The sequence below is a fragment of the Stenotrophomonas sp. MYb238 genome, assembly GCF_009496535.1.
Classification (GTDB): domain Bacteria; phylum Pseudomonadota; class Gammaproteobacteria; order Xanthomonadales; family Xanthomonadaceae; genus Stenotrophomonas.
Genome location: NZ_WIDL01000009.1, coordinates 126352 through 153183, shown reverse-complemented (window position 1 = coordinate 153183; position 26832 = coordinate 126352). Strand labels below are relative to the sequence as shown.

Annotated in this window: 25 protein-coding genes; 15 read left to right on the top strand and 10 right to left on the bottom strand. The window is 70.3% G+C overall.

Annotated elements, in window-relative coordinates; genetic code table 11:
• Positions 1 to 133: 133 nt before the first annotated feature.
• Entirely contained in the window at positions 134 to 862 is a 729-nt protein-coding gene (locus CQ393_RS08360; RefSeq protein ID WP_228114369.1) for a DUF481 domain-containing protein, read from the bottom strand.
• A gap of 207 nt (positions 863 to 1069) precedes the next feature.
• Between CQ393_RS08360 and CQ393_RS08355 the strand changes: the two genes are divergently transcribed.
• Both CQ393_RS08355 and CQ393_RS08350 read left to right on the top strand, forming a co-directional pair.
• Complete coding sequence (locus tag CQ393_RS08355) at positions 1070 to 2035, top strand: YafY family protein (protein ID WP_153191093.1); 966 nt, start codon at positions 1070 to 1072, stop codon at positions 2033 to 2035.
• 99 nt (positions 2036 to 2134) lie between these two features.
• A complete protein-coding gene (locus tag CQ393_RS08350) occupies positions 2135 to 3601 on the top strand; it encodes a UbiD family decarboxylase (protein WP_153191092.1) in 1467 nt (488 codons plus the stop codon).
• Here the strand turns inward: CQ393_RS08350 and CQ393_RS08345 are convergent, their stop codons facing one another.
• Positions 3602 to 4084 carry a DnrO protein gene (locus tag CQ393_RS08345; RefSeq protein ID WP_153191091.1) on the bottom strand — a complete coding sequence of 161 codons (483 nt, stop codon included), beginning with the start codon at positions 4082 to 4084 and terminating at the stop codon, positions 3602 to 3604. It abuts the gene before it with no gap.
• A gap of 170 nt (positions 4085 to 4254) precedes the next feature.
• Here CQ393_RS08345 and CQ393_RS08340 point away from each other — a divergent pair, with 170 nt between their 5' ends.
• Together CQ393_RS08340 and CQ393_RS08335 are read left to right on the top strand one after the other, a co-directional pair.
• Entirely contained in the window at positions 4255 to 5253 is a 999-nt protein-coding gene (locus CQ393_RS08340) for a peptidase U32 family protein (protein ID WP_153191090.1), read from the top strand.
• Positions 5254 to 5263: 10 nt separating this feature from the next.
• Complete coding sequence (locus CQ393_RS08335; protein ID WP_153191089.1) at positions 5264 to 6136, top strand: U32 family peptidase; 873 nt, start codon at positions 5264 to 5266, stop codon at positions 6134 to 6136.
• A gap of 45 nt (positions 6137 to 6181) precedes the next feature.
• Here CQ393_RS08335 and CQ393_RS08330 read toward each other — a convergent pair whose 3' ends face one another.
• Together CQ393_RS08330 and CQ393_RS08325 are read right to left on the bottom strand one after the other, a co-directional pair.
• Positions 6182 to 7012 (bottom strand): SCP2 sterol-binding domain-containing protein, encoded by an 831-nt coding sequence (locus CQ393_RS08330; RefSeq protein ID WP_153191088.1) that lies wholly within the window; start codon positions 7010 to 7012, stop codon positions 6182 to 6184.
• 149 nt (positions 7013 to 7161) lie between these two features.
• Positions 7162 to 7761, bottom strand: a complete 600-nt coding sequence (locus CQ393_RS08325; RefSeq protein WP_153191087.1) for a lipocalin family protein — start codon at positions 7759 to 7761, stop codon at positions 7162 to 7164.
• A 131-nt stretch (positions 7762 to 7892) separates the two neighbouring features.
• Here CQ393_RS08325 and CQ393_RS08320 point away from each other — a divergent pair, with 131 nt between their 5' ends.
• Together CQ393_RS08320 and CQ393_RS08315 are read left to right on the top strand one after the other, a co-directional pair.
• Complete coding sequence (locus CQ393_RS08320) at positions 7893 to 8201, top strand: hypothetical protein (protein ID WP_153191086.1); 309 nt, start codon at positions 7893 to 7895, stop codon at positions 8199 to 8201.
• A gap of 68 nt (positions 8202 to 8269) precedes the next feature.
• A complete protein-coding gene (locus CQ393_RS08315) occupies positions 8270 to 10369 on the top strand; it encodes a prolyl oligopeptidase family serine peptidase (protein ID WP_153191085.1) in 2100 nt (699 codons plus the stop codon).
• Positions 10370 to 10697: 328 nt separating this feature from the next.
• On the opposite strand, the gene CQ393_RS08310 is transcribed toward CQ393_RS08315, so the two are convergent.
• Positions 10698 to 11897 carry a pyridoxal phosphate-dependent aminotransferase gene (locus tag CQ393_RS08310; RefSeq protein ID WP_153191084.1) on the bottom strand — a complete coding sequence of 400 codons (1200 nt, stop codon included), beginning with the start codon at positions 11895 to 11897 and terminating at the stop codon, positions 10698 to 10700.
• 115 nt (positions 11898 to 12012) lie between these two features.
• Between CQ393_RS08310 and CQ393_RS08305 the strand changes: the two genes are divergently transcribed.
• The 7 genes from CQ393_RS08305 to CQ393_RS08275 all read left to right on the top strand — a co-directional run bounded on the left by CQ393_RS08305 (position 12013) and on the right by CQ393_RS08275 (position 17841).
• Complete coding sequence (locus tag CQ393_RS08305; protein WP_153191083.1) at positions 12013 to 14121, top strand: S9 family peptidase; 2109 nt, start codon at positions 12013 to 12015, stop codon at positions 14119 to 14121.
• Positions 14122 to 14132: 11 nt separating this feature from the next.
• Positions 14133 to 14537 (top strand): YbaN family protein, encoded by a 405-nt coding sequence (locus CQ393_RS08300; RefSeq protein ID WP_153191082.1) that lies wholly within the window; start codon positions 14133 to 14135, stop codon positions 14535 to 14537.
• Positions 14538 to 14596: 59 nt separating this feature from the next.
• Positions 14597 to 14815 carry a lipoprotein gene (locus tag CQ393_RS08295; RefSeq protein ID WP_153191081.1) on the top strand — a complete coding sequence of 73 codons (219 nt, stop codon included), beginning with the start codon at positions 14597 to 14599 and terminating at the stop codon, positions 14813 to 14815.
• Positions 14808 to 15659: a diaminopimelate epimerase gene (dapF, locus tag CQ393_RS08290; RefSeq protein ID WP_153191080.1), complete on the top strand. Its 852-nt coding sequence runs from the start codon at positions 14808 to 14810 to the stop codon at positions 15657 to 15659. The genes CQ393_RS08295 and dapF overlap by 8 nt, the downstream gene beginning before the upstream one ends.
• Positions 15656 to 16333, top strand: a complete 678-nt coding sequence (locus tag CQ393_RS08285) for a DUF484 family protein (protein WP_153191079.1) — start codon at positions 15656 to 15658, stop codon at positions 16331 to 16333. The genes dapF and CQ393_RS08285 overlap by 4 nt, the downstream gene beginning before the upstream one ends.
• A gap of 13 nt (positions 16334 to 16346) precedes the next feature.
• A complete protein-coding gene (xerC, locus tag CQ393_RS08280; protein ID WP_194269619.1) occupies positions 16347 to 17240 on the top strand; it encodes a tyrosine recombinase XerC in 894 nt (297 codons plus the stop codon).
• Positions 17241 to 17355: 115 nt separating this feature from the next.
• A complete protein-coding gene (locus CQ393_RS08275; protein WP_153191077.1) occupies positions 17356 to 17841 on the top strand; it encodes a DUF1203 domain-containing protein in 486 nt (161 codons plus the stop codon).
• On the opposite strand, the gene CQ393_RS08270 is transcribed toward CQ393_RS08275, so the two are convergent.
• Positions 17826 to 18269 (bottom strand): hypothetical protein, encoded by a 444-nt coding sequence (locus tag CQ393_RS08270; RefSeq protein WP_228114356.1) that lies wholly within the window; start codon positions 18267 to 18269, stop codon positions 17826 to 17828. The two genes, CQ393_RS08275 and CQ393_RS08270, sit on opposite strands and share 16 nt — an antisense overlap.
• A gap of 151 nt (positions 18270 to 18420) precedes the next feature.
• On the opposite strand from CQ393_RS08270, the gene hslV reads away from it, so the two are divergent.
• Both hslV and hslU read left to right on the top strand, forming a co-directional pair.
• Positions 18421 to 18972 carry an ATP-dependent protease subunit HslV gene (gene hslV, locus CQ393_RS08265; RefSeq protein ID WP_153191076.1) on the top strand — a complete coding sequence of 184 codons (552 nt, stop codon included), beginning with the start codon at positions 18421 to 18423 and terminating at the stop codon, positions 18970 to 18972.
• Between the two features lie 117 nt (positions 18973 to 19089).
• Positions 19090 to 20466, top strand: coding sequence for an ATP-dependent protease ATPase subunit HslU (hslU, locus tag CQ393_RS08260; protein ID WP_153191075.1), 1377 nt, complete (start codon positions 19090 to 19092; stop codon positions 20464 to 20466).
• A 346-nt stretch (positions 20467 to 20812) separates the two neighbouring features.
• Here the strand turns inward: hslU and CQ393_RS08255 are convergent, their stop codons facing one another.
• From CQ393_RS08255 to CQ393_RS08240, 4 genes are all read right to left on the bottom strand, one after another.
• A complete protein-coding gene (locus tag CQ393_RS08255; protein WP_194269618.1) occupies positions 20813 to 22594 on the bottom strand; it encodes a serine hydrolase in 1782 nt (593 codons plus the stop codon).
• 175 nt (positions 22595 to 22769) lie between these two features.
• On the bottom strand, positions 22770 to 24239 hold the full coding sequence (locus CQ393_RS08250; RefSeq protein WP_153191073.1) for an NAD-dependent succinate-semialdehyde dehydrogenase: 1470 nt from the start codon (positions 24237 to 24239) through the stop codon (positions 22770 to 22772).
• Positions 24236 to 25420: an MFS transporter gene (locus CQ393_RS08245; protein ID WP_153191072.1), complete on the bottom strand. Its 1185-nt coding sequence runs from the start codon at positions 25418 to 25420 to the stop codon at positions 24236 to 24238. The genes CQ393_RS08250 and CQ393_RS08245 overlap by 4 nt, the downstream gene beginning before the upstream one ends.
• Positions 25417 to 26832 (bottom strand): sulfotransferase, encoded by a 1416-nt coding sequence (locus tag CQ393_RS08240; RefSeq protein ID WP_153191071.1) that lies wholly within the window; start codon positions 26830 to 26832, stop codon positions 25417 to 25419. The genes CQ393_RS08245 and CQ393_RS08240 overlap by 4 nt, the downstream gene beginning before the upstream one ends.

Sequence of the window (26832 nt, the reverse complement as noted above, 5' to 3'; positions counted from 1 at the left end):
ACGGGGAACAGGGAACGGGGAATGGAAGTGCGGCGGGGGCTCAAGGCGCGCCGCGGGGGATCATCCCCCGGCCCGGCGGCAAGTGCCGCGTTGCGCCGTCATTCCCGGGTTCCTGTTCCCCGTTCCCGGCTTCTCACTTGAAGCTGTAGACCACGTTCATCGTGGCCAGGGTGTCGGTCTTGCGCTTGTTCTCGGCCACGTCGCTGTTGTAGCGGGCCTGCCAGCCGGCCTTGAGCGCGAAATGGCTGTTCATCGCCACCGAGACGCCGAAATCGTTCTGCGCGAAGGTGTTGTACGAGCCGGACTCGACCAGCAGGGTGTTCACCAGGTCGGTGTTGTCGGTGAGGCCGAATTTCAGGTCGAACAGGCCGCGGCCGATCAGGCCGGTGCGGTTCTCGTCGGTCTCGGAATTGTGCGAACGGCGCACGCCGGGGCCGATCTGGCTGTCCAGGACCAGGCGCTCGCCGTCGATCAGCCGCGTGCCGTAGCCCAGGCCGAAGCTGCCCTGGCGGTCGTAGGTGGCGAAATCGTCGCTTTCGTAGCGCACGGTGGCGGTCAGCTGGCGGTGTTCGCCCAGCTGCAGCGCGCTGCCGGCGCCGGCGGTGTAGCGGTTGGCGGTGGTCTGGCGCTTGCGGTAGGTGCCGCCGTCGTCGGTGGTCTGCGTGTACTCGGCGCTGGAGCGCAGGCCGAACAGGTCCATGCTGTGCACCCAGTCGTCGTCGGTGTAGCGCAGCTTCAGGCGGCCGTTGAGGCTTTCGGTGGTGCTGTTGCCGCGCGCCGAGGCGAAGCCGAGTTCGCCGCCGCTGCCGCTCCACGGCGAGGTCATCGCGGCAGGGTCGGAGGCATCGTCCGCCCACGCCATCGGGGCGCACAACAGCAGCGGCAGGAGCAGGGAAACACGCAGGGACATCGGGAAGTCTCCAGGGAGAAGGCGGGAACGGGAACCGTTTTCATGATACCGGATGCCTCCGCCGCGCCAGCCGCGTCCCCGGGGCCGCTTCGCCCCCGGTTAAGCCTGGCGGTGCGCCGGCCGCGCGCCATTCACCGCCGAGTCGGACATAATCGGGCCATGGACCGCTACGAACGCATCAACGCACTGCATCGCCTGCTCAAGTCCGCCCGCTACCCGATCACGGTGGCGCGCCTGCAGGAAGAACTGGGCTGTTCACGTGCCACGGTCTACCGCGACCTGGCCTTCCTGCGCGACGCCCTGATGGCGCCGGTGGAGGGCGACGGCGAGGCCGGCTTCCGCTACCAGAGCGGGGAAAGCGACCGCTTCGAGCTGCCCGGGCTGTGGCTCAGCTCGGAGGAACTGCACGCGCTGCTGGCTTCCCAGCACCTGCTGGCGCGTACCGGCGGCGGCGTGCTGTCCTCGGTGCTGGCGCCGCTGCAGCAGCGCATCGAAAGCCTGCTGGCGGCCCAGGCCGGCGCCTCGTCGTGGCCGGTGGAGCGGGTGCGGGTGATCCCGCACCGCGGCCGCAAGCTCGACGAGGCCAGCTTCCGCACCGTGGCCTCGGGCGTGCTCGAACGCCGCCAGCTGTCCTTCGACTACCGTGCGCGCTCGACCGACGAGGTCACCCGGCGCACCGTCTCGCCGCAGCGCATCACCCATTACCGCGACAACTGGTACCTGGACGCCTGGGACCACGGCCGCGAGGCGCTGCGCAGCTTCGCCGTGGACCGCATCCACAAGGCGCGGGTGATCGACCAGGCCGCGCGCGACATCCCCGACAGCGAGTTGGACGAACAGCTGGGCGCCGGCTACGGCATCTTCTCCGGCGCGCCCAAGGGCTGGGCGACCATCGTGTTCAGCGCCAAGGCCGCGCGCTGGGTGGCCGACGAGCACTGGCACTCGAAGCAGCAGGGCCGCTTCCTGGCCGACGGCCGTTACGAGCTGAAGGTGCCCTACAGCGTCTCGCGCGAACTGCTGATGGACGTGCTGCACTACGGTTCGGACGCGGAGATCGTCGAACCGCCGTCGCTGCGCGAGCAGGCCAAGGCGCTGCTGTCGCTGGCGCTGAGCAACTACGACTGAGGCCGACCGCGCGGCAACGCCGGCCCGCTTGACCCAGGTCATGGGTCGGCGGCGGCGCCCTCGCCAGAATCGGTGGCCCCGATGGCACGGAGCCGCCGCATGGCCTTCCACGATCTGCGCGGTTTCCTGCGGCACCTGCGCGCACGCGACCAGCTGCGCGAACTCTCCGTGCCGGTGGACCCGGAACTGGAAAGCACGGCGCTGTGCCTGCGCGCGCTGCAGGCGCAGGGGCCGGCGCTGCTGATGCCGGCCGCCGGCTCGGCGCATCGGCTGCTGGGCAACCTGTTCGGCCACCGCCGCCGGATCGAACTGGCCATGGCCGGGCGGCCGCTGGCGTCGCTGCGCGAACTCGGCGAGCTGCTGGCCGCGATCAAGGAACCGCGCTGGCCCGGCAACCTGCGCCAGGCGCTGGCGCAGTGGCCGGAACTGGCGCAGCTGGCGCACGTGGCGCCGCGGCGGGTGGACGAGGCCGCGTTCGACGAAGAGGTGCGCAGCGGCGAGGACGTCGATCTTGGCGTGCTGCCGGTGCAGCGCTGCTGGCCGGAGGATGCCGGCCGGCTGATCACCTTCGGCCTGGTGGTCACCCGCGGCACGCGCCAAGCGCGGCAGAACGTGGCGATCTACCGGCAGCAGGTGATCGGCCGCAACCGGGTGATCATGCGCTGGCTGCCGCACCGCGGCGGCGCGCTGGATTTCGCCGACTGGCAGGCCGCGCGCCCCGGCCAGCCGTTCCCGGTGCTGGTGGCGATCGGTGCCGATCCGGCGACCCTGCTGGCCGCGGTGGCGCCGCTGCCCGACACGCTGTCCGAATACGAATTCGCCGGCCTGCTGCGCGCCTCGCGCACCCGCGTCTGGCGCAGCGTCCTGACCGGCCTGGACGCGCCGGCCGGCGCGGAGATCCTGCTGGAAGGCTTCATCCACCCCGGCGACACCGCGCTGGAGGGCCCGTTCGGCGACCACACCGGCTACTACAACGCCCAAGACACGTTCCCGGTGCTCACCATCGAACGCATGCGCCTGCGCGCCGGCGCGATCTACCACGGCAGCTACATGGGGCGCGCGCCGCACGACGAACCGTCGGTGCTGTCGATGGCGCTGAACGACGTGTTCGTGCCGATCCTGCGCAAGGTGTTCCCCGAGATCGTGGATTTCTACCTGCCGCCGGAAGCGTGCTCCTACCGCGTCGCGGTGGTGAGCATCCGCAAGCAGTACCCCGGCCATGCGCGGCGGGTCATGATGGGCGTGTGGTCCTACCTGCGCCAGTTCACCTATACCAAGTTCGTGATCGTCACCGACGAGGACATCGACGTGCGCGACTGGCCGCAGGTGATCTGGGCGATCTCCACGCGGGTGGACCCGGCGCGCGACAGCATGCTGGTGGAGAACACGCCGATCGATTACCTGGATTTTTCCAGCCCGACGCCGAACCTTGGGTCCAAGCTCGGGCTGGACGCCACCCACAAGTGGCCCGCGGAGACCAGCCGCACCTGGAGTCGGCCGATCCGGCTCGACCCGGAGGTGGAGCGGCGCGTGGATGCGCTGTGGCGCACGGCGATGGCGGACTGATCAGTCCGCCGCGGCATTCCACGCCGGATCGTCGAACAGCTGCGGGTAACGTGCCAGCGCCGAACGCATGTCCGCGATCTCCTGCACCGGCACCTGCGGCGATGTGCGCACCGCCTCGGCACCGGCCAGGAACCGCGCCAGCAGGCCGTGCAGCGCCACGTCGGCGTCGGGTTCCAGCCTGCAGTTGGCGAAGATGCCGTCGACCGCGGTGTCGATCAGCGCCACGGTGCTGCCGGCCTGGGCGATGCCCATGTGGCCGTGCTCGTAGTGCTCCAGCGCCTGCACCGCGACGCGGATGCCGCGCATGCCCTCGCGCAGCGGCGCGTCGGCGGGCCAGCGCTGCCCGGGTACCGGCGTTGTGGCGGCGGCTGCATGCGCGTGCGCGGCATGCGCATCGTGCGCCGACTGCGCCACGGCCGGCTGCGCGGAAAGCGCGCCTGCAAGGATGAGCATGGGGGCGGAAAGCAGGATCGTGCGGCGCATCGTCTTCTCCGGGGCGATGGGCCGATGCCCATCTGCGGCGCAGCATCCCACGCGTGCGGCAGGGCGCCCATGATCCACGTCAACGCCGCGCGGCGGCTGCTTGACCCATGTCAAGGACGCACGCGGCCACCGGCAGGATCATGCCGGCTCCCACGGGCCGGAGCCTGCGCATGCAACTGGTATGTCCCGCCGGCAACCTGCCGGCCCTGCAGGCGGCGGTGGACGCGGGCGCCAACGCGGTCTATGCCGGTTTCCGCGACCAGACCAACGCGCGCGCGTTTCCCGGGCTCAACTTCTCCGATGACGAACTGCGCGCCGGCATCCGGTACGCCCATGCCCATGGCGCCAGCGTCTACCTGGCGCTGAACACCTATCCCGACAGCGCGCGCCTGAAGATCTGGCACGCCGCCGTGGACAAGGCCGCCGCGCTGGGCGCCGACGCCATCATCGCCGCCGAGATGGCGGTGCTCGACTACGCCGCGCGCACGCATCCGCAGCTGCCGCGCCACCTGTCGGTGCAGGGCTCGGCCACCACCGTGCCGGCGCTGCGCTACGCGCACGAGCGCTTCGGCATCAGCCGCGCGGTGCTGCCGCGGGTGCTGTCGATCCAGCAGGTCGAGCGGTTGTGCGAGAAGTCGCCGGTGGCGCTGGAGGTATTCGCCTTCGGCAGCCTGTGCATCATGGTGGAAGGCCGCTGCCAGCTTTCCAGCTACGTCACCGGCGCCTCGCCCAACCGCCACGGCGTGTGCTCGCCGGCGAAGTTCGTGCGCTGGGAGGAACGTTCCGACGGCAGCCGCGGCGTGCGCCTGAACGATGTGCTGATCGACGAATTCAGGCCGGCGGAGCCGGCCGGCTATCCCACCGTGTGCAAGGGTCGCTTCGAGGTCGGCGACGAGATATTCCATGCGCTGGAGGAGCCCACCAGCCTCAACACGATGGAGCTGCTGCCGCGATTGCAGCAGATCGGCGTGGCCGCGCTGAAGATCGAAGGCCGCCAGCGCGGCGTGGCCTATGTCGGTTCGGTCACCCGCACCTGGCGCAAGGCCATCGACCAGCTTGCCGCCGACGCCGCGCACTGGCGGCCGCGGTCCGAATGGCAGGCCGAACTGGCGCGCCACGCCGAGGGTCACCAGACCACGCTCGGCCCGTACCACCGCGCCTGGCACTGAGGGGACGACGATGAAACTCAGCCTGGGTCCGCTGCAATACTTCTGGCCGCGCGAGCGCACGCTGGCGTTCTACCGCCAGGCGATCCACTGGCCGCTGGACATCGTCTATCTCGGCGAGACCGTGTGCAGCAAGCGCCGCGAGCTGCGCACCGCGGACTGGCTGGCGCTGGCCGGGGAACTGGCCGCGTCCGGCAAGCAGATCGTGCTGTCCACGCTGGCGCTGATCGAGGCCGAGTCCGAACTGGGCGTGCTCGACCGGCAGATCTCGCACGGCGGCTTCTGGATCGAGGCCAACGACCTGTCGGCGGTGCAGTTGTGCCGCGAGAAAAGCCGCCCGTTCGTGGCCGGGCCGTCGCTCAACGTCTACAACCACCGCGCGCTGGCGATGCTGGCCGAGGACGGCCTGCGCCGCTGGGTGCCCGGCGTGGAGCAGGGCCGCGTGCTGATCGGCGAGCTGGCCGACGCCCATGTCGCCGGCGGCGGCGCGATGCCCGAGCTGGAGGTGACCGCGTGGGGACGGCTGCCGCTGTCGTATTCGGCGCGCTGCTTCACCGCCCGCGCGCTGGACGTGCCCAAGGACCAGTGCGGCTTCCGCTGCATCGAACACCCGGACGGCATGCCGCTGGCCACCCGCGACGGGCGCCCGTTCCTGCGCATCAACGGCATCTCGGTGCAGGGCGAGGAGGTCACCGACCTCGGCCCGGAGCTGCCGGAGCTGCGCGCGCTGGGCGTGGACATCCTGCGCCTCTACCCGCAGGCCGAGGGCATGGAGGCGGTGGTGCGGCATTTCGACGCCGCGCGCCGCAGCCCGGTGGCGCCTGCGCGCATCGGCCAGCGCAACGGCTACTGGCACGGCGAACCCGGGATGCGGATGGCGGGCTGAACGCCATGCGTCCCGCACCGGAATACCGGGGCGGGACGCATGCGCTCAGTGCCGCAGGGCGTGGGCCTGGCGCGCGCCCTGCAGCAGGCGGCTGCTCCGCTGCAGCGCGATGCGCAGCGCCAGCGGTACCTCTTCCCAGGGCATGCGGTCGAGCAGGTTGCGCAGCAGCAGGCCCAGTTCGGTGTCGCCGGTCAGTTCCAGGCGGCGCTGGAAGAATAGGGTATCGGCGTCCTCCTGGCGGCTGGCGAGCAGCAGCAGGTCGGTGGCGCTGCCGCGGATCGTGGCTTCGGCTTCGCCGTCCGCCATGCGCAGCTGGCCATCGGCCAGTTCGATCACCCAGCGCAGGCCGAGGTCGCGCACCTCGATGCCGATCCGCCGGCCTTCGACGGCCTCCAGGCTGCGCAGCACCCCCGGCGCGGAGACGGCGCGTCCGAGCACGCGCGGCACCACCCGGGCATGCACCGAGGCCGGGATGCGCGACAGCAGCGGGCACCAGTAGCGCGGCGGCGGCAGCCAGCGCAGCAGGCCGGTGGCGACAGGGGACGGGGCGGCAATGGACATGGCGGTGCCTTCGACGAAGGGCGGGGAAACGGCCGGTGAGAGTTGGCGGCGGTGGGCCTGGGCGATCAGCGTCCGTATCACCGGCTCCACGCTCTCGCCTTCCAGGCCGCGGCGGTGCGCGCGCCGCCGCGCGCGTTCGAGCACGGCGCGTTCGCGTTCGGGATCGTGCCGGCACAGGCCGGCGTGCGCCTTGGCGCGGCCGGCGATGGCGGCCAGCCGCTGGCGGCCGGCGAACAGTTCCACCACGCCGTCGTCGACCCGGTCGATCGCGTGGCGCGCGCAGGCCAGCACCAGGCGGTCGAGCCAGGCGTTCATGGCTGCCGGTCCTGGCGTGGATCGGGGGTCGCGGTGCGGTCGTTGCGCATGGTGCTGTCCGAGCCGGAGGACCGCCATGCTAGGGCGCCGCCCGCGGGCGGCGGTTGATGCAGGTCAAGCGCGCCTTATTCCGCCGCGCGGACGTTGGCTCACTTCTGGTTGGGAACCTCGAAGCCCAGCCTGCCCACCTGCGCGGGATGCTGCGGCACGCGCTTGAGCTTGTCGGTGTTGACCTCGTAGCGGTCGCGCAGGCGCAGCGCCAGCTGCCGGTACAGCGCGGCGTCCATGTCCGGCTCGCGGGCGAAGATCCACGCCATCTCGCGGCCCGGATAGCCGATCAGCGCCCAGGAATAGTCCGGCGCCACTTCCAGGATGCGCGAATGGGTCGGCACCACCTTGTAGAACCAGGTGCGCCAGCGGCGGTTGCCGCTGTCCGCGTCCACGCGCGCGCGCAGCTCCATTTCCTCTTCCGGCGCGTCGAAACCGTCGCGGTACTGGTAGCGGATGGACACCCGGTCGTCGCCGCGCAGGGTGTAGGTGTTGACGCTGGCGACATGGCCGCGCTCGACGAAATTCGGCACCCGTCCGATCACGTACCAGCGGCCCATGAAGCGTTGCAGGTCGATCGGGCCCTCGGCGATGCCCTCGGCATCGGCGGTGACCGGCGCGGGATCCTGCGCCAGGGCCGGCGCCAGCGGCAGGGTGAGGCTCAGCAACAGGGCGGACAGGAACGCTGGGATGGGTCGCATTGCGGGGTGGAGCGCCAGGGAGGGTGACGCCAGCATGTTCGATGGGCGGCGATGGATGCGTCAATGCCCGGTCGCAACCTCTGAGATGGGCGGCCGGCAGCATGCGCCCGAACCCGTTACCGGAGCGTGTCATGGCCCAGTCGTCCCGCCGCAATACCGTCGAACATCCCGATCCGCGCGTGCTGCGTTGCGTCAGGCAGGCCGCGCTCGCCGGACTGGCCCTGGTGCTGGTATGGCCGGCCATGCGCGGCAGCAGCGCATGGATCGGCTGGCTGCCGCTGTGGCTGCTGGGCATGCCGTTGAGCGCGTGGTGGGCGCTGTACCGGTTCCGCCTGCCCGCGGCCTGGCGCACGCGGCGGCAGGGCGCCGGCAACCGGCAGCGGCCGCAGGCCCGGCGCCTGCGCCATGCGCGCCGCGGGACGGCGGTGCGGGCGGCCTGACCTTCGACAGGGGAAGGCCGCATAGGGGCTGTGCTAGCGTGCGCGGCCTATGACCGCGTGGAGCCCTCATGTCCCGATTCACTTCCGCCTGCCTCGCCGCGGGCCTGATTTCCGCAAGCCTGTCCGGGGCCGCCATGGCCGCTGACGCCGACCAGGACAAGTACGCCTGGCTGGAAGACGTCACCGGCGACAAGCCGCTGGCCTGGGTGAAGGAACAGAACGCCAAGGCCGAGGCGCGGCTGGCGCAGAGCCCGCAGTTCAAGGCGATGGAGACCGGCATCCGCGCGGTGCTGGATTCGGACGCCAAGATCCCCGGCGTCGAGAAGATCGGCGACTACTACTACAACTTCTGGAAGGACAAGCAGCACGAGCGCGGCGTCTGGCGCCGCACCACCCTGGTGGAATATCGCAAGGCCGAGCCGCTGTGGGAAACCGTGCTGGACCTGGACGCGCTGAACAAGGCCGAGGGCGAGAACTGGGTGTGGCACGGCGCCAACTGCCTGCGCCCGCAGTACACCCGCTGCCTGGTCGCGCTGTCGCGCGGCGGCGCCGACGCCGATGTCACCCGCGAGTTCGACGTCGCGAAGAAGGAATGGATCAAGGACGGCTTCTTCCGTCCGGAAGCCAAGGGCGGCCTGGGCTGGATCGACCAGGACAACGTGTTCGTCTACACCGATTTCGGCGACGGCACGATGACCACCTCCGGCTATCCGCGCGTGGTCAAGCGCTGGAAGCGCGGCACGCCGATGTCGGCGGCCACCCCGGTGTACGAAGGCACGCCGGAGGACATGTACATCGCGGCGATGCACGACGACACCCCGGGCTTCGAGCGCGACTTCGTCAGCCGCACCATCGCCTTCTACAACAACGAGCTGTTCGTGCTCGGCGCCGACGGCAAGCTGACCAAGGTCGACGCGCCCAATTCGGCCGAGAAGGGCGTGCGCCGGCAATGGCTGACCCTGGAACTGCGCGAGCCGTGGACCGTGGGCGGCAGGACCTATGCCGCCGGCTCGCTGCTGGCGACGAAGTTCGACGACTTCATGGCCGGCAAGCGCGCGTTCGACGTGCTGTTCGCGCCGACCGACACCACCTCGCTGGCCGGCGTGGCGTGGACGAAGAACCACGTCGTGCTGAACGTGCTGGACGACGTCAAGAACCGGCTGTCGGTGCTCACGCACGGTGCCGATGGCTGGACCCGCAGCGACTTCACCGGCGCCCCGGCGTTCGGCACCATCGGTGTCGGCGCGGTGGACCCGGACGACAGCGACGCGGTGTGGATGACCGTCACCGACTACCTGACCCCGACCACGCTGGCGCTGGCGCAGATCGGCCAGCCGCCGGAAGTGCTCAAGACCATGCCGGCGTTCTTCGACGCCAGCGGCAAGGTGATCGAGCAGCACTTCGCCACCAGCAAGGACGGCACCCGCGTGCCGTACTTCGTGGTGCACGGCAAGGACATGAAGCTGGACGGCTCCAACCCGACCCTGCTGTACGGCTACGGCGGCTTCGAGATCTCGCTGACCCCGGCCTACTCCGGCGGCATGGGCCGCGCGTGGCTGGAAAAGGGCGGCGTGTACGTCGTGGCCAACATCCGCGGCGGCGGCGAGTACGGCCCGCGCTGGCACCAGGCGGCGCTGAAGCAGAACCGCCACAAGGCCTACGAGGACATGGCGGCGGTGGCGCAGGACCTTGCCAGCCGCAAGATCACCTCGGCCAAGCATCTGGGCGTGCAGGGCGGCAGCAACGGCGGCCTGCTCACCGGCAACATGCTCACCCAGTACCCGGAACTGTTCGGTGCGGTGGTGGTGCAGGTGCCGCTGCTGGACATGAAGCGCTACAGCCACCTGCTGGCCGGCGCCTCGTGGATGGCCGAGTACGGCAACCCGGACACCGCCGACTGGGAGTTCATCCAGACCTTCTCCCCCTACCACCTGTTCGACCCGGCCAAGGACTACCCGCCGGTGCTGTTCACCACCTCCACCCGCGACGACCGCGTGCATCCGGGCCACGCCCGCAAGATGGCGGCCAAGATGATCGACGCCGGCAAGAACGTGACCTACTACGAAAACATCGAAGGCGGCCACGGCGGCGCGGCGAACAACGCGCAGGCCGCGCACATGTCGGCGCTGGCGTACAGCTTCCTGTGGGAGCAGCTGAGCAAGAAGTGATCCGCCGCGGGTGAGCCCACCTGCGCATGGTCGAAAACGACAACGCCACCGAAAGGTGGCGTTGTCGTTTCGGGGAGTGCCGGCCGCTGGCCGGTGCGTTGCGCGGATTCTGTTGCCGCCATCCGTGATGGAAACACTGGGGGGCTTCGTCGTGAGGACGATCGTCCTGCCGCTTTCCCGAAGGCCCATGAGATTGCCGGCCAGCGGCCGGCACCACCGGTGTCGCCGCCCTGCGGGTTGCTGCGGGAGGGTGGCATTGCGCGGCAAAGTACGGGCGCGTGGCGATGCGCCAACCACAACGGTGCCCGGAAGCTGCGGCGGTGCGACGCTACCGCGGCGGGTTTTCCCAGCTCTCCAAGCCGCGTCCGATCCGCGCCACCGCCTCCTGCAGCCGCGACACGTCCTGCGTATAGGCGATGCGCACGTGCTGGTTTGCGCGGTGGTGGCCGAAGTCCAGCCCCGGCGTGAACGCCACGTGCTCGGTCTCCAGGAAATGCGCGCAGAAGGCCTGCGCGTCGTCGGTGAACGCGCTCACGTCGCAGTACAGGTAGAACGCGCCCTGCGGCTCGACGTCGATGCGGAAGCCCAGCCCGCGCAGCGCCGGCAGCAGGTAGTCGCGACGCTCGCGGAACCGTTCGCGGCGCTGCTCGAAGATGGCGATCGTCTCCGGCGCGAAGCAGGCCAGCGCGGCATGCTGCGCCATCGACGGCGCGCTGATGTACAGGTTCTGCGCCAGCTTCTCCAGTTCGGGCACCGCCGCCGGCGGCGCGACCAGCCAGCCCAGGCGCCAGCCGGTCATGCCGAAGTACTTGGAGAAGCTGTTGAGCACGAAGGCGCCATCGTCCACTTCCAGCACGCTGGGGGCGTCGAAGCCGTAGGTCAGGCCGTGGTAGATCTCGTCCACCACCAGGTGGCCGCCGCGCGCCTTCAACGCGGCCGACAGCGCGGCCAGCTGCGCGGCATCGAGCGTGGTGCCGGTGGGATTGGCGGGCGAGGCGACCAGCGCGCCGACGCTGCCTGCGTTCCAGTGCCGGTCGATCAGTTCGGGAGTGAGCTGGTAACCGTTGTCCGGGCCGACCGGTACCAGCTGCGCGGCGCCTTCCACCAGCCGCAGGAAATGGCGGTTGCACGGGTAGCCCGGATCGGCCAGCAGCCAGTGCCGGCCGGGATCGACCAGCAGGCTCGAGGCCAGCAGCAGCGCGCCCGAGCCGCCGGGCGTGACCAGGATGCGCTCGGGATCGATGTCCAGCCGGTGGCGGCTGCGGTAGAAGCCGGCGATGGCCTGGCGCAGCGCCGGCAGGCCGCGCGCGGCGGTGTAGCGGGTATGGCCGGCGGCCAGCGCGGCCTGGCCGGCGCGCACGATGGGTTCGGCGGTGGTGAAATCGGGCTCGCCGATCTCCAGGTGGATCACATCGAAGCCGGCCTGTTCCAGCGCGTTGGCGCGCGCCAGCAGCGACATGACGTGGAACGGGGCGATCTCGTGGCTGCGCCGGCTGTAGCCGGACGGCGTGGGGGCGGGGGCGTTCATCGCCGACATCATAGGCCCCCGCTGCGGCCCGGCGCGGCGGTGCCGGCCTCCGCTCCCATGGCACACTGTCGGCCATCGCCCGGGCGGCCGCGTGCCGTCCACACGGAGCCCGTGCATGAAACCCGCCCTCTGCCTGTTGGTCGCAAGCCTGATGATGAATACCGCCGTCGCCTCCCCGCCCGTTCCGCCCGACGCCCAGAAGCGTCCCCACCCGGTCAAGGCGCCGTTCGGCGCGGTCCGCGAGGACGAGTACTACTGGCTGCGCGACGACGAGCGCAAGGACCCGGCGATGCTGGCCTACCTCGCCGCCGAGAACGCCTACACCGATGCGCTGATGGCGCCGCTCAAGCCACTGCAGGACACGCTTTACGGCGAGATCGTCGGCCGCATCAAGCAGGACGACGCCAGCGTGCCGTACCGCGAGCGCGGCTACTGGTATTACACCCGCTACGAGACCGGCAAGGACTACCCGGTCCACGCACGCCGCAAGGGCGACATGCAGGCGCCGGAGGAAGTGCTGCTGGACCTGAACGCCATGGCCGCCGGCAAGGGCTACTTCGCCGTGGACGACATGGAAGTGAGCCAGGACAACCGCCTGCTGGCCTGGGCCGAGGACGACGTCGGCCGCCGCCAGTACACGATCCGCTTCAAGGACTTGGTCACCGGCGAAGCGCTGCCGGACGTGATCCAGGGCGTGTCGGCGAACGTGGTGTGGGCCGACGACAACCGCACCCTGTTCTACGTCGAGAACGACCCGGAAACGCTGCTCACCGTGCGGGTGAAGAAGCACGTGCTGGGCACGCCGGCCAGCAGCGACGCGCTGGTCTACGAGGAAGAGGACGACAGCTTCTACATGGGCGTGGGCCGCACCCGCGACGACCGCTACATCACCATCGGCGTGGACAGCACCGTGTCCTCGGAGCTGCGCTACGCGCCGGCCGCCGACCCGCAGGCGTTCACCATACTGGCGCCGCGCGCGCGCGATGTGGAATACGACGCCGACCATTTCCACGGCCGCTGGGTGATCCGCACCAACGCCGACGGCGCGAAGAACTTCAAGCTGGTCACCGCGCCGGACGGCGCCACCTCGCGGGCGCAGTGGCAGGACTGGGTGACGCACGATCCGCAGGTGCTGGTGGAAGGCTTCGAGCTGTTCGACGGTTTCACCGCCATCGCCGAGCGCGCCGAGGCGCTGGAGCGCGTGCGCCTGCTGTTCGGCGACGGCCGCAGCGAGTTCGTCAAGGCCGACGAGCCGGCCTATTCGATGGGCCTGTCGGTCAACGCCGAGCCGGAGACCGACTGGCTGCGCTACAGCTACACCTCGCTGACCACGCCGTCCACCACCTACGAGCTCAACGTGAAGACCGGCGAGCGCCGCCAGCTCAAGCAGCAGCCGGTGATCGGCTACGACCCGTCGCTGTACGTCACCGAGCGGGTATGGGTGGACGCACGCGACGGCGCACGCGTGCCGGTGTCGCTGGTCTACAAGAAGGGCTTCAACAAGGACGGCAGCGCCGCGCTGTACCAGTACGCCTACGGCAGCTACGGCATGTCGATGGACCCGTACTTCAACCAGAGCGTGGTCAGCCTGCTCGACCGCGGCATGGTCTACGCCATCGCCCACATCCGCGGCGGCGAGGAGATGGGCCGCCACTGGTACGAGGACGGCAAGCTGCTCAACAAGCAGAACACCTTCAACGACTTCATCGACGTCACCCGCGCGCTGGTGGCGCAGGGCTGGGCGGCGAAGGGCCGGGTGGCCGCGTCCGGCGGCAGCGCCGGCGGCCTGCTGATGGGGGCGGTCGCCAACCAGGCGCCGGACGACTACCGGGTGATGGTGGCGCAGGTGCCGTTCGTCGACGTGGTCACCACCATGCTCGACGCCAGCATCCCGCTGACCACCAACGAATACGACGAGTGGGGCAACCCGGAGCAGAAGCGCTACTACGACTACATGCTCGGCTACTCGCCCTACGACAACGTGCGCGCGCAGGCCTACCCGGCGCTATTCGTCGGCACCGGCCTGTGGGATTCGCAGGTGCAGTACTGGGAGCCGGCCAAGTGGGTGGCGCGCCTGCGCGACGTCAACACCGGCACGCACCCAATCGTGTTCCGCACCAATATGGAGGCCGGGCACGGCGGCAAGTCCGGCCGCTTCCAGCGTTACCACGAACTGGCCGAGTCCTACGCGTTCGTGCTGTCGCAGCTGGACGTGGCGCACTGACGGCGCCGCTCATGCCGGAACCTTCCCCGCCCCCCGAGCGACGCCCGGTACGCATGCGCTGGGCCTGGTGGCTGCTGGCCTATGCCAGTCTCGGCGTGGGCATCGTCGGCATCTTCGTGCCGGGGCTGCCGACCACGGTGTTCGTGCTGATCGCGGCCTGGGCCGCCTCGCGCGGCTCCGAACGCCTGCACCGCTGGCTGCTGACCCATCCGCGCTTCGGCAAGGCCATCGCCGACTGGCAGGCGCATGGCGCGGTCAGCCGCCGCGGCAAGTGGATGGCCACCGCGACCATGCTGGTCTGCGCGCTGATCATGCTGTGGTGCGTGCCGCTGGCCTGGGTGAAGTGGTTCTCGATCGGCAGCATGGCCTGCGTCTGCACCTGGCTGTGGACGCGCCCGCTGCCGCCGGCAGCATGACTGAATGGACGCGCCCGGCGGCGCGGCTGCGTCGACGCGCTAGTGGATATACTCGGGCCATGAACAAGACGTCCCGCCTTCCGATGCTCGTTGCAGCCGCGTGCGCGCTGCTGGTCCTCACCGCCTGCGGCAACAAGGGGCCGCTGGTGATGCCGCAGAAACCGGTGCCGGTGGAAGAACAGGAAGTGAAGCCGGCCGACGCGCAGCCCGCCGACGCCATCCCCGCCGACAGCCAGGCACAGGACCCGAAGGCGGCCGACGGCCACGACCATGAATAGGCCGGCCCTGCCGCGCCTGCGTTTCACCAAGATGCATGGCGCCGGCAACGATTTCGTGGTGCTGGACCTGCGCGACGGCAGTCCGCCGCCGGACGCCGACCTGGCCGCGCGCATCGCCGACCGCCACCGCGGCGTCGGCTGCGACCAGATCCTGACCATCGAGCCGCCGCGCGACGCCGGCTCGGTGGCGTCCTACCGCATCTGGAATTCCGACGGTTCCACCTCGCAGCAGTGCGGCAACGGCGCGCGCTGCGTGGCCGCGTGGCTGGTGCGCGACGGCGCGGCGCAGGGCGATGAATTCCTTATCGACAGCCCGCTGCGCACGCATACGGTGCGCCGGCTGGATGAATACCATTACGCGGTGGCGATGGGCCTGCCCGAGTTCGAGCCGGCGCGCATTCCGCTGATCGGTTTCCCGCGCGCGCGCGAGGAATACGCGGTGCCGCTGCAGGGCGAGAACGTGCGCTTCGGTGCGGTATCGATGGGCAATCCGCACGCGGTGCTGGAAGTGGGGCTGATCGACGCCGCGCCGGTGGAGCGGACCGGGCCGCTGCTGCAGCAGCATGCCTCGTTCCCGGAATCGGTGAACGTCGGCTTCGCCCAGGTACTGGACAGCGGCCACGCGCGCCTGCGCGTATTCGAGCGCGGCGTCGGCGAGACCCTGGCCTGCGGCAGCGGCGCCTGTGCCGCGGCGGTGGTGCTGATGCAGCGCGGCCGGCTGGCGCGCGATGCGGTGATGTCGCTGCCCGGCGGCGACCTGCGCATCCAGTGGCCGGCCGACGATGCGCAGATCGTGATGTCCGGCCCGGCGGCTTTCGTATTCGATGGAGAGTGGATGGGATGAACGACACCCTGGAGAAAATCGGCGCCCATGAAGTCGCGGCCTGGCTGCGGCGCCATCCCGGCTTCCTCAAGCAGTTCCCCGACCTGGCGCTGACCCTGGTGGTGCCGCGCGACGACGGCCCGACCGCGTCGCTGGCCAGTTACCAGCTGGAAGTGCTGCGCGACAAGAACCGCGAGCTGTCGCGGCGGCTGGCCGACCTGGGCACCAACGCGCAGGTCAACGAGCGCCTGGCCGTGCGCACCCACCAGCTCACCCTGGCGCTGATGCGCCAGACCAGCGCCGCCGACACCCTGCGCGCGATGGCCGCGTCGCTGGAGGAGGATTTCGCCGGCGACCTGGTGCGCATCGTCAGCCTGCAGCCGGTGCCGGAACTGGAACAGGCGCCCTGGCTGCAGGCCATCGCCGCCGGCGACGCGCGGCTGGCGCCGTTCCACGACTGCCTGCAGGACGGCGAGCCGATCTGTGGCCGCCTGCAGCCGGAGAAGAACGAGGTGCTGTACGGCGAACGGGTCGGCGAAGTGCTGTCCACCGCGCTGCTGCCGCTGCCGGGCGTCGGTCTGATCGCCGTCGGCAGCCACGACCCGAACCGCTTCTATCCCGGCATGGGCACGCTGTTCCTGCGCATGATGGGCGAGTCGCTGGTGGTGGCGCTGCAGCGCTTCCGCGCCGGCTGAGATGGCCGCGGCGATGGACGCCGTCGAAGCGTTTCTTTCCTACCTGCAGGTCGAGCGGCGCATGTCGGTGCACACGCTCGACGCCTACCGGCGCGACCTCGCCGCGCTGGCGCAGTGGTGCGATGCGCAGGGCGCCGGCGAGCCGCAGGCGCTGGCGACCGACCCGCTGCGCGCGTTCATCGCCGCCGGGCACCGGGGCGGGTTGTCGCCGCGCAGCCTGCAGCGGCGCCTGTCGGCGATCCGCAGCTTCTATGCCTGGCTGCTGAAGAATGGCGCGATCGACAGCAGCCCGGCGGCCGGACTGCGTGCGCCGAAGGCGCCGCGCAAGCTGCCGCAGGTGCTCGACGCCGACGAGGCGGTGCGGCTGGTCGAACTGCCGACCGATGCGCCGCTGGGCCTGCGCGACCGCGCGCTGCTGGAACTGTTCTATTCCTCGGGCCTGCGCCTGAGCGAGCTGTGCGCGCTGCGCTGGCGCGACCTCGACTTCGCCAGCGCGATGGTGCTGGTGCACGGCAAGGGCAACCGCGAGCGCACCGTGCCGGTCGGTTCGCATGCCCTGTCGGCGTTGCAGGCCTGGCGCAAGGACAGCGGCGGCAGCGCCGATGCGCCGGTGTTCCCGGGACGCGGCGGCGGCGCGATCAGCCAGCGCGCGGTGCAGATCCGCATCCGGCAGCTGGCGCAGCGGCAGGGGCTGTTCAAGCACGTGCACCCGCACATGCTGCGGCACAGTTTCGCCAGCCACATCCTGGAATCCTCCGGCGACCTGCGCGGCGTGCAGGAACTGCTCGGCCACGCCGACATCGCCACCACCCAGATCTACACGCACCTGGATTTCCAGCACCTGGCCAAGGTCTACGACGCCGCGCACCCGCGCGCGAAACGGTGCAGCCCGGCCGAGCCGGACTGAGGCGTCCCGGCGTTTCCGCGAACGCCGGCAGAGGCAATGCGATGTCCGGATACGGCCGGCAGGCGTGCCGGGTGGACGCCATGATGCGTGCCCGTCCCATCACAACGCCCGCGTCATGGCCGACTTCCTGCTTTCCGGCATCGATCCGGTGCCGCTGCAACCCCTGTTCGCTCTGGACGATGCGGGCCTGGCCGCGCACGGCGCCGTACGCCGCATCGCCGACAGCGAGCGCGGTTTCCCATGCCGCGTCAGCCTGCGCAATGCCGCCGTCGGCGAGGAACTGCTGCTGTTGCCCTACTGGCACCAGCCGGCGGCCTCGCCGTACCGGGCCAGCGGCCCGGTCTTCGTCCGCCGCGGCGCGGCGCCGGCACGGCTGGCGGTCAACGAAGTGCCGCCCTATGTCGCGCGAAGGCTGATTTCCCTGCGCGCCTACGACCGCGACGACTGCATCGCCGCTGCCGAGGTGATGGAGGGCGAAGACGCGGACGCATGGCTGCACGCGCAACTGGACGACCCGCGCATCGCCTACGTGCACCTGCACAGCGCCCGCCATGGCTGCTACCTGTGCCGGGCCGACCGGGCGGATCAGGCGCCGAGGTAGAACATTGCCTTGGCCAGCAGCACGATGCCCAGCATGTGGCAGAACACGCTGAGGTGGATGCGCTGGAAGCGGCGGCTGACGCGCTCGCCATGGCCGCGCGTGCGCATCGCCACCGCGAAATGGCCGAGCACGCTCAGCGCCAGCGCGATCTTGAGCGTCAGCATCAGCGCGAAGCTGCTGGACAAGGGCTGCGCCAGCGCCGCGCGGTAATGCCAGGCCATGCCGGCGCCGCTGCCGTAGAGAAGCGCCAGCACCCACGGCATCAGCCTGCGCGCGCGGCGGGCGATGGCCGCTTCGATCCGTTGTTTCGTTCCGGCCGGCACCTGCCGCAGCGCACTGCCGAGTATCAGCACTTCGAAGAACACCGCGCCGATGAACATCAACGCGGCGAACAGGTGGGCGATGAGCAGCAGTGGGTAGGGGATCACGACGCTTTCCGGGTGGAACAGGCCACGCCGACATGATCCGCCCGCCGGCGCGCGATCTGCTTGACCTGAATCAAGCCGCGGCGCGTGCGCACCGGCGCTTGAACCGCCCGGTGGCGTCCCCATTGTTTCCTGGACACCCCGGAGACGCCCGATGGACCCCAGCCAGAACCCGAATGTTTTCCATGCCACCACCATCTGCTGCGTGCGTCGCGGCGAACACGTGGCGATCGCCGGCGATGGCCAGGTCACGCTCGGCCACACGGTGATGAAGGGCAACGCGCGCAAGGTGCGCCGGCTCGGCCGCGAAGGGCAGGTGCTGGCCGGTTTCGCCGGCGCGGCGGCCGATGCCTTCACCCTGTTCGAACTGTTCGAGGCCAAGCTCGAGAAGCACGGCCAGCTGACCCGCGCGGCGGTGGAACTGGCCAAGGATTGGCGTACCGAACGCCGCCTGGGCAAGCTCGAGGCGCTGTTGGCCGTGGCCGACAAGGAAACCTCGCTGATCATCAGCGGCACCGGCGACGTGATCGAGCCGGAGGACGGCATCATCGCCATCGGTTCCGGCGGTTCCTATGCGTTGAGCGCGGCGCGCGCGCTGCTGGCGCATACCGAGATGGACGCGCGCGCGGTGGCGACCGAGGCGATCAACATCGCCGGCGGCATCTGCATCTACACCAACCGCAACGTGGTGGTGGAGGAGTTGTAAGGCGAAAGCGGAATGGAGAGCGGAGAACGGGGAATGAAAGATTCCCGTGGCCGCATCCCTCCCGTGCGCACACACCTTCCTTCCCTGTTCCCCCTTCCCGCTTCCCGGTTTCTCCCCATGACCCACAAGATCGAAACCTCCTCGGCCACCATGACCCCGCGCGAGATCGTGCAGGAACTGGACCGCCACATCGTCGGCCAGCACGACGCCAAGCGCGCGGTCGCCATCGCCCTGCGCAACCGCTGGCGCCGCATGCAGCTGCCGGCCGAACTGCGCAACGAGGTGATGCCCAAGAACATCCTGATGATCGGCCCCACCGGCGTGGGCAAGACCGAGATCGCACGCCGCCTGGCGACGCTGGCCAACGCGCCGTTCGTGAAGGTCGAGGCCACGCGCTTCACCGAGGTCGGCTACGTCGGCAAGGACGTGGAGCAGATCATCCGCGACCTGGCCGACACCGCGGTCAAGCTCTACCGCGAGCAGGCCAAGGTGCGGGTGCGCACCCAGGCCGAGGAAAAGGCCGAGGACCGCATCCTCGACGCGCTGCTGCCGCGCCGCAGCGCCGGCATCGGTTTCGACCCGGAGGCCGCGCGCAACGAACCATCGGCGCAGGACAACGAGACCCGCATCAAGTTCCGGCGCATGCTGCGCGCCGGCGAGCTGGACGAGCGCGAGATCGAGCTGGAAATCGCCGCCAACGTCAGCATGGACATCATGACCCCGCCGGGCATGGAGGAAATGGGCCAGCAGCTGCGTTCGATGTTCGCCAACCTCGGCGGCGGCAAGTCGAACAAGCGCACGCTGACGATCAAGGCCGCGCGCCCGCTGCTGGTGGAAGAGGAAGCCGGCAAGCTGGTCAACGAGGACGACATCCGCGGCGCCGCGATCGAGGCCTGCGAGCAGCACGGCATCGTGTTCATCGACGAGATCGACAAGGTCGCCAAGCGCGGTGATTCGAACTCCTCCGGCGGCGATGTCTCGCGCGAAGGCGTGCAGCGCGACCTGCTGCCGCTGGTGGAAGGTTCCAACGTGTCCACCAAGTACGGCACGGTCAAGACCGACCACATCCTGTTCATCGCCTCCGGCGCATTCCACCTGGCCAAGCCCAGCGATCTGATTCCCGAGTTGCAGGGCCGTTTCCCGATCCGCGTGGAACTGGGCGCGCTCAGCAAGGGCGACTTCGTGCGCATCCTCACCGAGCCGAAGGCGGCGCTGACCAAGCAGTACGAAGCGCTGTTGGCCACCGAGGGCGTCATGGTGAGCTTCACCGCCGATGCCATCGAGCGCCTGGCCGAGATCGCCTTCCAGGTCAACGAGCGCCAGGAGAACATCGGCGCCCGCCGCCTGCACACGGTGCTGGAGCGGCTGCTGGACACGCTCAGCTACGAGGCCCCGGACCGCGGTGGCGAGACCCTCGCCATCGATGCCGCCTACGTCGACAAGTACCTGGGCGAACTGGTGCAGGATCCGGACCTGAGCCGCTACATCCTGTAACCCGCAGCGCAGCTGTCCGTAGGAGCGGCTTCAGCCGCGATGGGGCTTTCCCGGTAAAGCCCCTCGCGGCTAAAGCCGCTCCTACGGTGTTTTCGGGGCCGTCATTTCCACGGATTCTCCGGGCAGATCGTCCCAAGCTGGCCTGCGGCGGGATCGATCAGGGGGCCGCGATGGCGAGATCCTCGCCATCGACACCGCTTGCGTCGACAAACACATTGGCAAACGCGAGAAGGCACCGGACCTGCGCCGCTCTGCACCCTGTAGCCAGCGGCGCAGTTGTCCGTAGGAGCGGCTTCAGCCGCGATGGAGCTTTCCCTGTAAAGCCCCTTCGCGGCTGAAGCCGCTCCTACGGTGTTACTGGAGCTGTCGTTTCCCTGGATTCGCCGGGGCAGATCGCGCCCAGCTTCGCTGCTTCGCGTGCCGGGCCGGCGAAGTCGATCGAGGCCAGCAGGCCGTCGTCGGCGACGCTGTACCAGGCCACGCCGTTGGGGAACATCGCCACGGTGATGCCGCCGAAGCCGGACATGAACGGCGTCCACGCCGGCTGCGCGCAGCCCAGTTCGGCCTGCAGGTCGCGCGCCCAGAAGCCGTGCTGGTAACGGAAGCGTTCGAGCGTGGCCACCGGCAGGCCGCGCCGCGCCGGATCGCGCTGCATCGCCGCGTCGAACAGCGTCGCGTCGAATACCTCGCGGCCATCGATACGTCCGCGCTGCTCGCCGAGGAAACGCGCCAGCCTGGCGAAGTCCTCGCCCAGCAGCGTCAGTCCCCAGCCGAAGAACGGTTGCCGCGCCTCGTCGTCGCTGCGGCGGGTGGCGCGCGCGGCCGAGCTGAGGCCGAGCGGGCCGAACACGTCGGCCCACAGCACGTCGTCGAACACATCGTCGCGCTCGCGGCCGGGGATACGGCGCAGCGCGTCCTGCAACACCGTGCCGAGCAGGTAGGTGTCGGAGGTGTGGTAGACCCAGCGCGTGCCGGGTGGATCGCGGCGCGGATAGGCCTCGCAGGCGAAGGCCAGCCGTGGCGCATGGGTGTCGGGGGCGAAGAAATCGCGCACGCGCGCGTCGTCCTCGTCGGCCATGTAGGCCGGCGAGTCGTACTGGCCCGTGGCCATGTCCAGCAGGTGCAGGAAGGTCACGTCCCGCCACCTGTCGCCGCGGCAGCCGCTGGCGCGCGCATGCGTGCCGACCGGCTGCGCGGCGATGCCCGGATACAGGCGCTCCAGCCGCATCAGCGCCAGCCCGGCCACCGCCGATTTTGCGACCGAGTACGACGGCAGCAGCAGCGCGTCGCAATACGGATAGGTGCCGTGGCGGGTATCGCAATCGCCACGGTAGTGGATGCCGCCCGCCACCACGCCGTAGGCGCTGCGCGCGCGTGCTGCGCCGATGGCGAACCGGGCGGGATCGACGCCGGGATGCTCCTGCGCCAGCGCCGACAGCGGCCGCACCGGCAGGCGCGCGGCGACTTCGCGCCTGTGGTCGGCGACCAGCGCATCGCGCGCGGCGACAGGGCCGGGCAGGTATTCGGCCTTCAGCATTCCCCACATGTCCAGCTGCAGGTAGTGGCAGGTTTCGCTGCTTACCTGCATTGCTGCCTGCGACACCGTGCCGTCGCTGCGCAGCAGCAGCATCAGCATGCCGTTGTGGGTGCAGTTGGCATTGCGCTGCACCAGCGCGAACGGGATCGCGGCGCGGCTGTAGCCGCCATCGCCGGGTTCGTTCCAGATGCGGCCCGGTTCGACCGCGAGCTCCCACCACGGGTGCGTGCCCGGCTGCGGGCCGCGCCTGGCCGGGATCAGCGTGTCGCCGTCCTGCACGAAGGCCAGTTCGAGATCCTGCGGCAGCGTGCGCGCCTGCTTGAGGTCGCCGGGAGCGAGGAAGTCGTCCAGCGCGAGCAGGGTGAGGGTGGCCGGTTGTCCGCGCAGGCGCAGGCGGCCTTCGAAATGCTGCATGGCCGGCTGCGCGTCGGGCGTTGGCGCGTAGGCGGACAGATCGACGGGCTGGCGGTACCTGCCCGACAGCAGGGTGTCGCGGTCGAGCAGGTCGCGCGCGCCGGCGTCGCCGGTGGCGAGCAGGGCCAATGCGGCGATTGCGATGGGCAGGAGCCGGTTGGAGAGTGATGGCTTCACGCTTTCGCTGTTCCTCTGCTGCCTTGGTACATGTGGCTTCGCCGCTGCCCTCATCCGCCCTTCGGGCACTTCGTTCCGCGCCCCGGCCCGACGCAGCGCGTCGGGCGTTCAGGCGTGTGCGAGCCCATGGCTCGCAAGCAACACGCCTTCACCCCGGAGGGAGAAGGGAACGGCATCAGATGCCGCCGAGGCAGACGTACTTCAGTTCGGTGTAGTCGTGCAGGCCGTGCCGCGAGCCTTCGCGGCCGACGCCGGACTGCTTGATGCCGCCGAACGGCGCGACCTCGGTGGAGATCAGCCCGGTATTGACGCCGACGATGCCGCATTCCAGCGCCTCGGCGACGCGGAAGGCGCGGGCGAGGTCGCGGGTGTAGAAATAGCCGGCCAGCCCGGCCTCGGTATCGTTGGCGAGCGCGATGACCTGCTGCTCGCTGTCGAAGCGGAACAGCGGCGCGACCGGGCCGAAGGTTTCCTCCTGGGCGATGCGCATGCTGGCGGTCACGTCCAGCAGCACGGTCGGCTCGTAGAAGGTGCCGCCCAGCGCGTGCGGTTTGCCGCCCAGCGCCACGCGCGCGCCCTTGGCCTGCGCGTCGGCGACGTGTTCCTGCACCTTTTCCAGCGCCTTGCCGTCGATCAGCGGGCCCTGGTCGGTCGCGCCGGCGAGGCCATCGCCGACGCGCAGCTTCTTCACCGCCTCGCACAGCTTGCCGGCGAAGGCGTCGTAGACGGCCTCGTGCACGAACAACCGGTTGGCGCAGACGCAGGTCTGCCCGGTGTTGCGGAACTTGCTGGCGATGGCGCCTTCCACCGCGGCGTCGAGGTCAGCATCGTCGAACACGATGAACGGTGCGTTGCCGCCCAGTTCCAGCGAGACCCGCTTCATGCCCTCGGCGCACTGCGCCATCAGTTTCTTGCCGACGCCGGTGGAGCCGGTGAAGCTGAGCTTGCGCACCTGCGGGTTGCCGGTCATCTCGCCGCCGATGGCGGCCGCGTCGCCGCCGGTGACGATGTTGAGCACGCCGGCGGGCAGCCCGGCGCGCTCGGCCAGCACCGCCAGCGCCAGCGCCGAGTAGGGCGTCTGCAATGCCGGCTTGCACACCACGGTGCAGCCGGCAGCCAGCGCCGGGCCCAGCTTGCGGCCGAGCATGGCCGACGGGAAGTTCCACGGGGTGATCGCCGCAACAACGCCCACTGGCTGGCGCAGCACCATGATGCGTTTGTCGGCGGCGTGGCCGGGGATGGTCTCGCCATACATGCGCTTGGCTTCCTCGCCGAACCACTCGATGAAGCCGGCCGAATACGCCACTTCGCCCTTGGCTTCGGCCAGCGGCTTGCCCTGTTCGGCGGTCATCAGCAGGGCGAGGTCGTCCTGGTGCTCCATCATCAGCTGGTACAACCGGCGCAGCACCTGCGCGCGCTCCTTGGCGGTCTTCTTCGACCAGGCGGGGAAGGCGGCATGCGCGGCGGCGATGGCACGACGGGTTTCGGCCGCGCCCATGTCCGGCACGGTGCCAAGCACGGCGCCGGTGGCGGGATTGGCGACCTCGCAGGCGGCGCCGCTGTCGGCATCCTGCCATTGCCCGCCGATCGGACAGCGCGTGCGCAGCAGGTCGGGGTCGGCCAGCGGGAGAGCAGTGGTGTTCATGCGTCGGTTTCCAGGGTGTCGATGCGTCGCGCGGCGGCCAGCGTCGCCACGCCGGACAGCGCCAGCGCGACGATCGCCACCACGATCAGCAGGTTGAAGTCATCATCGGCCAGCAGCCGCCCGGCCAGCATCGGGCCGGAGGCCAGCCCCAGCTTGGAGACGAAGCCGCCGAGCGTGGCCAGCCGGCCCGAGCCGTCCAGCCGCGACAGCATGCCGAACAGGTAGGGCACCACGAACGACCAGGTGATGGCGGTGCCGACGTTGGCGATGAAGAACACCGGCGCGGCCGCGCTCCAGAAGAACCCGGCGGTACCGGCCAGGGTGAGCAGCAGCGCCACCAGCAGCGGCCGCAGGCGGCCGAAGCGCGTGCCCATGACGATCACCAGCCCGGCGCCGGCCGCGCCGATCCAGGTCGCCCAGCCCAGCGCCTGGCCGATGAAGTCGCGGTGCAGCTGCGCGTGTTCGCCCAGGCGGATGATGAAGGCCGACAGCGCCATGTTGCCGCCCTGGAACAGGAACAGCGCCAGCAGCGTGAACATGGCGGTGGTGCGTGCCGACGCGGACAGCCGGGTGCCTGTTCCCGCTTGCGCCGATTGCGCCGGGTCCAGCCGCGGGATCGCCGCCAGCGCGACCAGCGCGCATGCGGTCAGCGCGGCCAGCGACAGGAACAGGATGCGCGCACCGTAGTCGGGCACCAGCGTCGGCAGGAACATCACCCCCAGTCCGCCGAGGCCGAACTGCACCAGCAGCAGCATGCCGAAGGCGCGGTCGGGCGAGCGGGTGCGGGCGATGACCGAATAGGCCACGCCCACCGCCATGCCGCCGACGAAACCGTGCAGCGCGCGCAGCGCGGTGAGCACGGTGGGGTCGCGCACGGGGGTGGAGCCGAGATCGAGCAGCAGCAGCAGCGACAGCAGCGCGAACAGCGCCGGCCGCCAGGCGATGCGCCGCACCAGCAGCACCGCGGCGAAGCTGCCGACGCTGGCGCCGTAGATGTTGGCGGCGCCGACCGTGCCGGCCTGCGGGTTGCTGAAGCCCAGCGCGGTGACCAGGCCATCGACGATGGCGGCCATGATGTTGACGTAGAAGAAACCGGCGGTGGCGACCAGCGCCAGCAGGGCGTACAGCCACAGTCGGTCGCTGGCCGCGGCGGGGACGGCGTCGCGTGGCGCGGTGTTCATGCCGCCGATCCCGCGCAGGTCGCGGCCGCCGCGCCGTCGATGCGTACGCCGGCGTTCTCGAAGTGCCGGCGCAGCGGCGCCAGTTCGCGTTCGTAGCGCCGCCACAGGCCGACCGAGGAGCGGTAGATCGGCTGCCGCACCTGCGCCGCGCTGGCGGTCAGGGTCGGCTGCGAGTTGTGCTCGAAGTGCAGGCAGGCGTCGTCCCATGCCAGCCCGGCGTGCACGAGCAGCTGCCGGCTCACGCCTTGCTGATCGTCGACCAGCGTTTCGTAGTCGATTTCAAGGAAGCGCCCGGGCGGCAGCAGCGTGCGCCAGTGCGCCATCAGCGCGTCGTAGCCCAGCCAGTAGCGCGCCAGGTCGTCCAGGTCGTAGGAGAACGGGTAGGCCATGCGGAACAGCGTCTTGTACATGGCGTAGCAGGCATCCATCGGGTTGCGCCGCAGGTGCACGATGCGCGCCTGCGGCAGCGCGGCGGCGACCAGCGCCAGGTACAGGAAATTGCCGGGCGTCTTGTCGATCACCCGCGCCGGCGCGCCGGCCGGCAGCGTGGACGCGTAGTCGCGGCCGAGCGCTGCGAAATCGACCTGGGCCGAGCGCCGCACCAGTTCGGCCTTGCCGCTTGCGGGGCTGGCGGCGCGCACTACCGCCTGCGCCAGGTCGGCGCTTTCGCCGCGGCTGGCCACTGCCGGGTGCGCGCCGAGGATGCGGTCCACCAGCGTGGTGCCGCTGCGCGGCAGCCCGACCACGAACAGCGGGCGCGCGTCGTCGTGGCCGGCGTGTGTCCGTGCGAAGAAACCGGCGTCGAAGGTAGCGGCGATCAAGCGCATCGTTTCCAGATCGTCCTCGACCCGGTATTGCATGCGGTGCCGGCGTGCATCGGCGCCGCGTTTGAGCGCGGCGAACGCGGCGGCGTTCTCGCCGAGGTCTTCGCGCTCCTTGGACAGCGCGTAGTTCAACGCGATCTGCGCTTCGTCGCTGGCGGTCACCTGCGCCAGCCGTCGTTCGATCTGCGCCACATGGTTGCGCTGCGGCGCCTGCCTGCGCAGCGTGGCGCGGTTGTACCAGGCGTCGGCGTCCTGCGGCGCCAGCTCGATCACCCGGTCCAGCGTCGCCTCGGCCTCGTCCAGCCGCCCCAGCGCGGTCAGGGCGGTGGCGTGGTTGTAGAGGCCGGGCGGGTCGTCGGGTTGCAGCGCGCGCGCCTGCGCATAGCACTGCTCGGCCTCGTGGTGCAGGCCGAGCAGGGTGTAGCGCAGTCCCAGCTCCTGCAGCAGCGCCGGTTGCCCGGCCGCGTCGCCGGCCAGCGCGCGCATCGCGGCGATGCACGCCTCGCGCTGGCCCGAACGGTGGTGCTGGTCGATCCGCCGCAGGGCATCGGTGGCGGTCGAAGGAGCGGTCGGGTGCGCGCTTGGCAT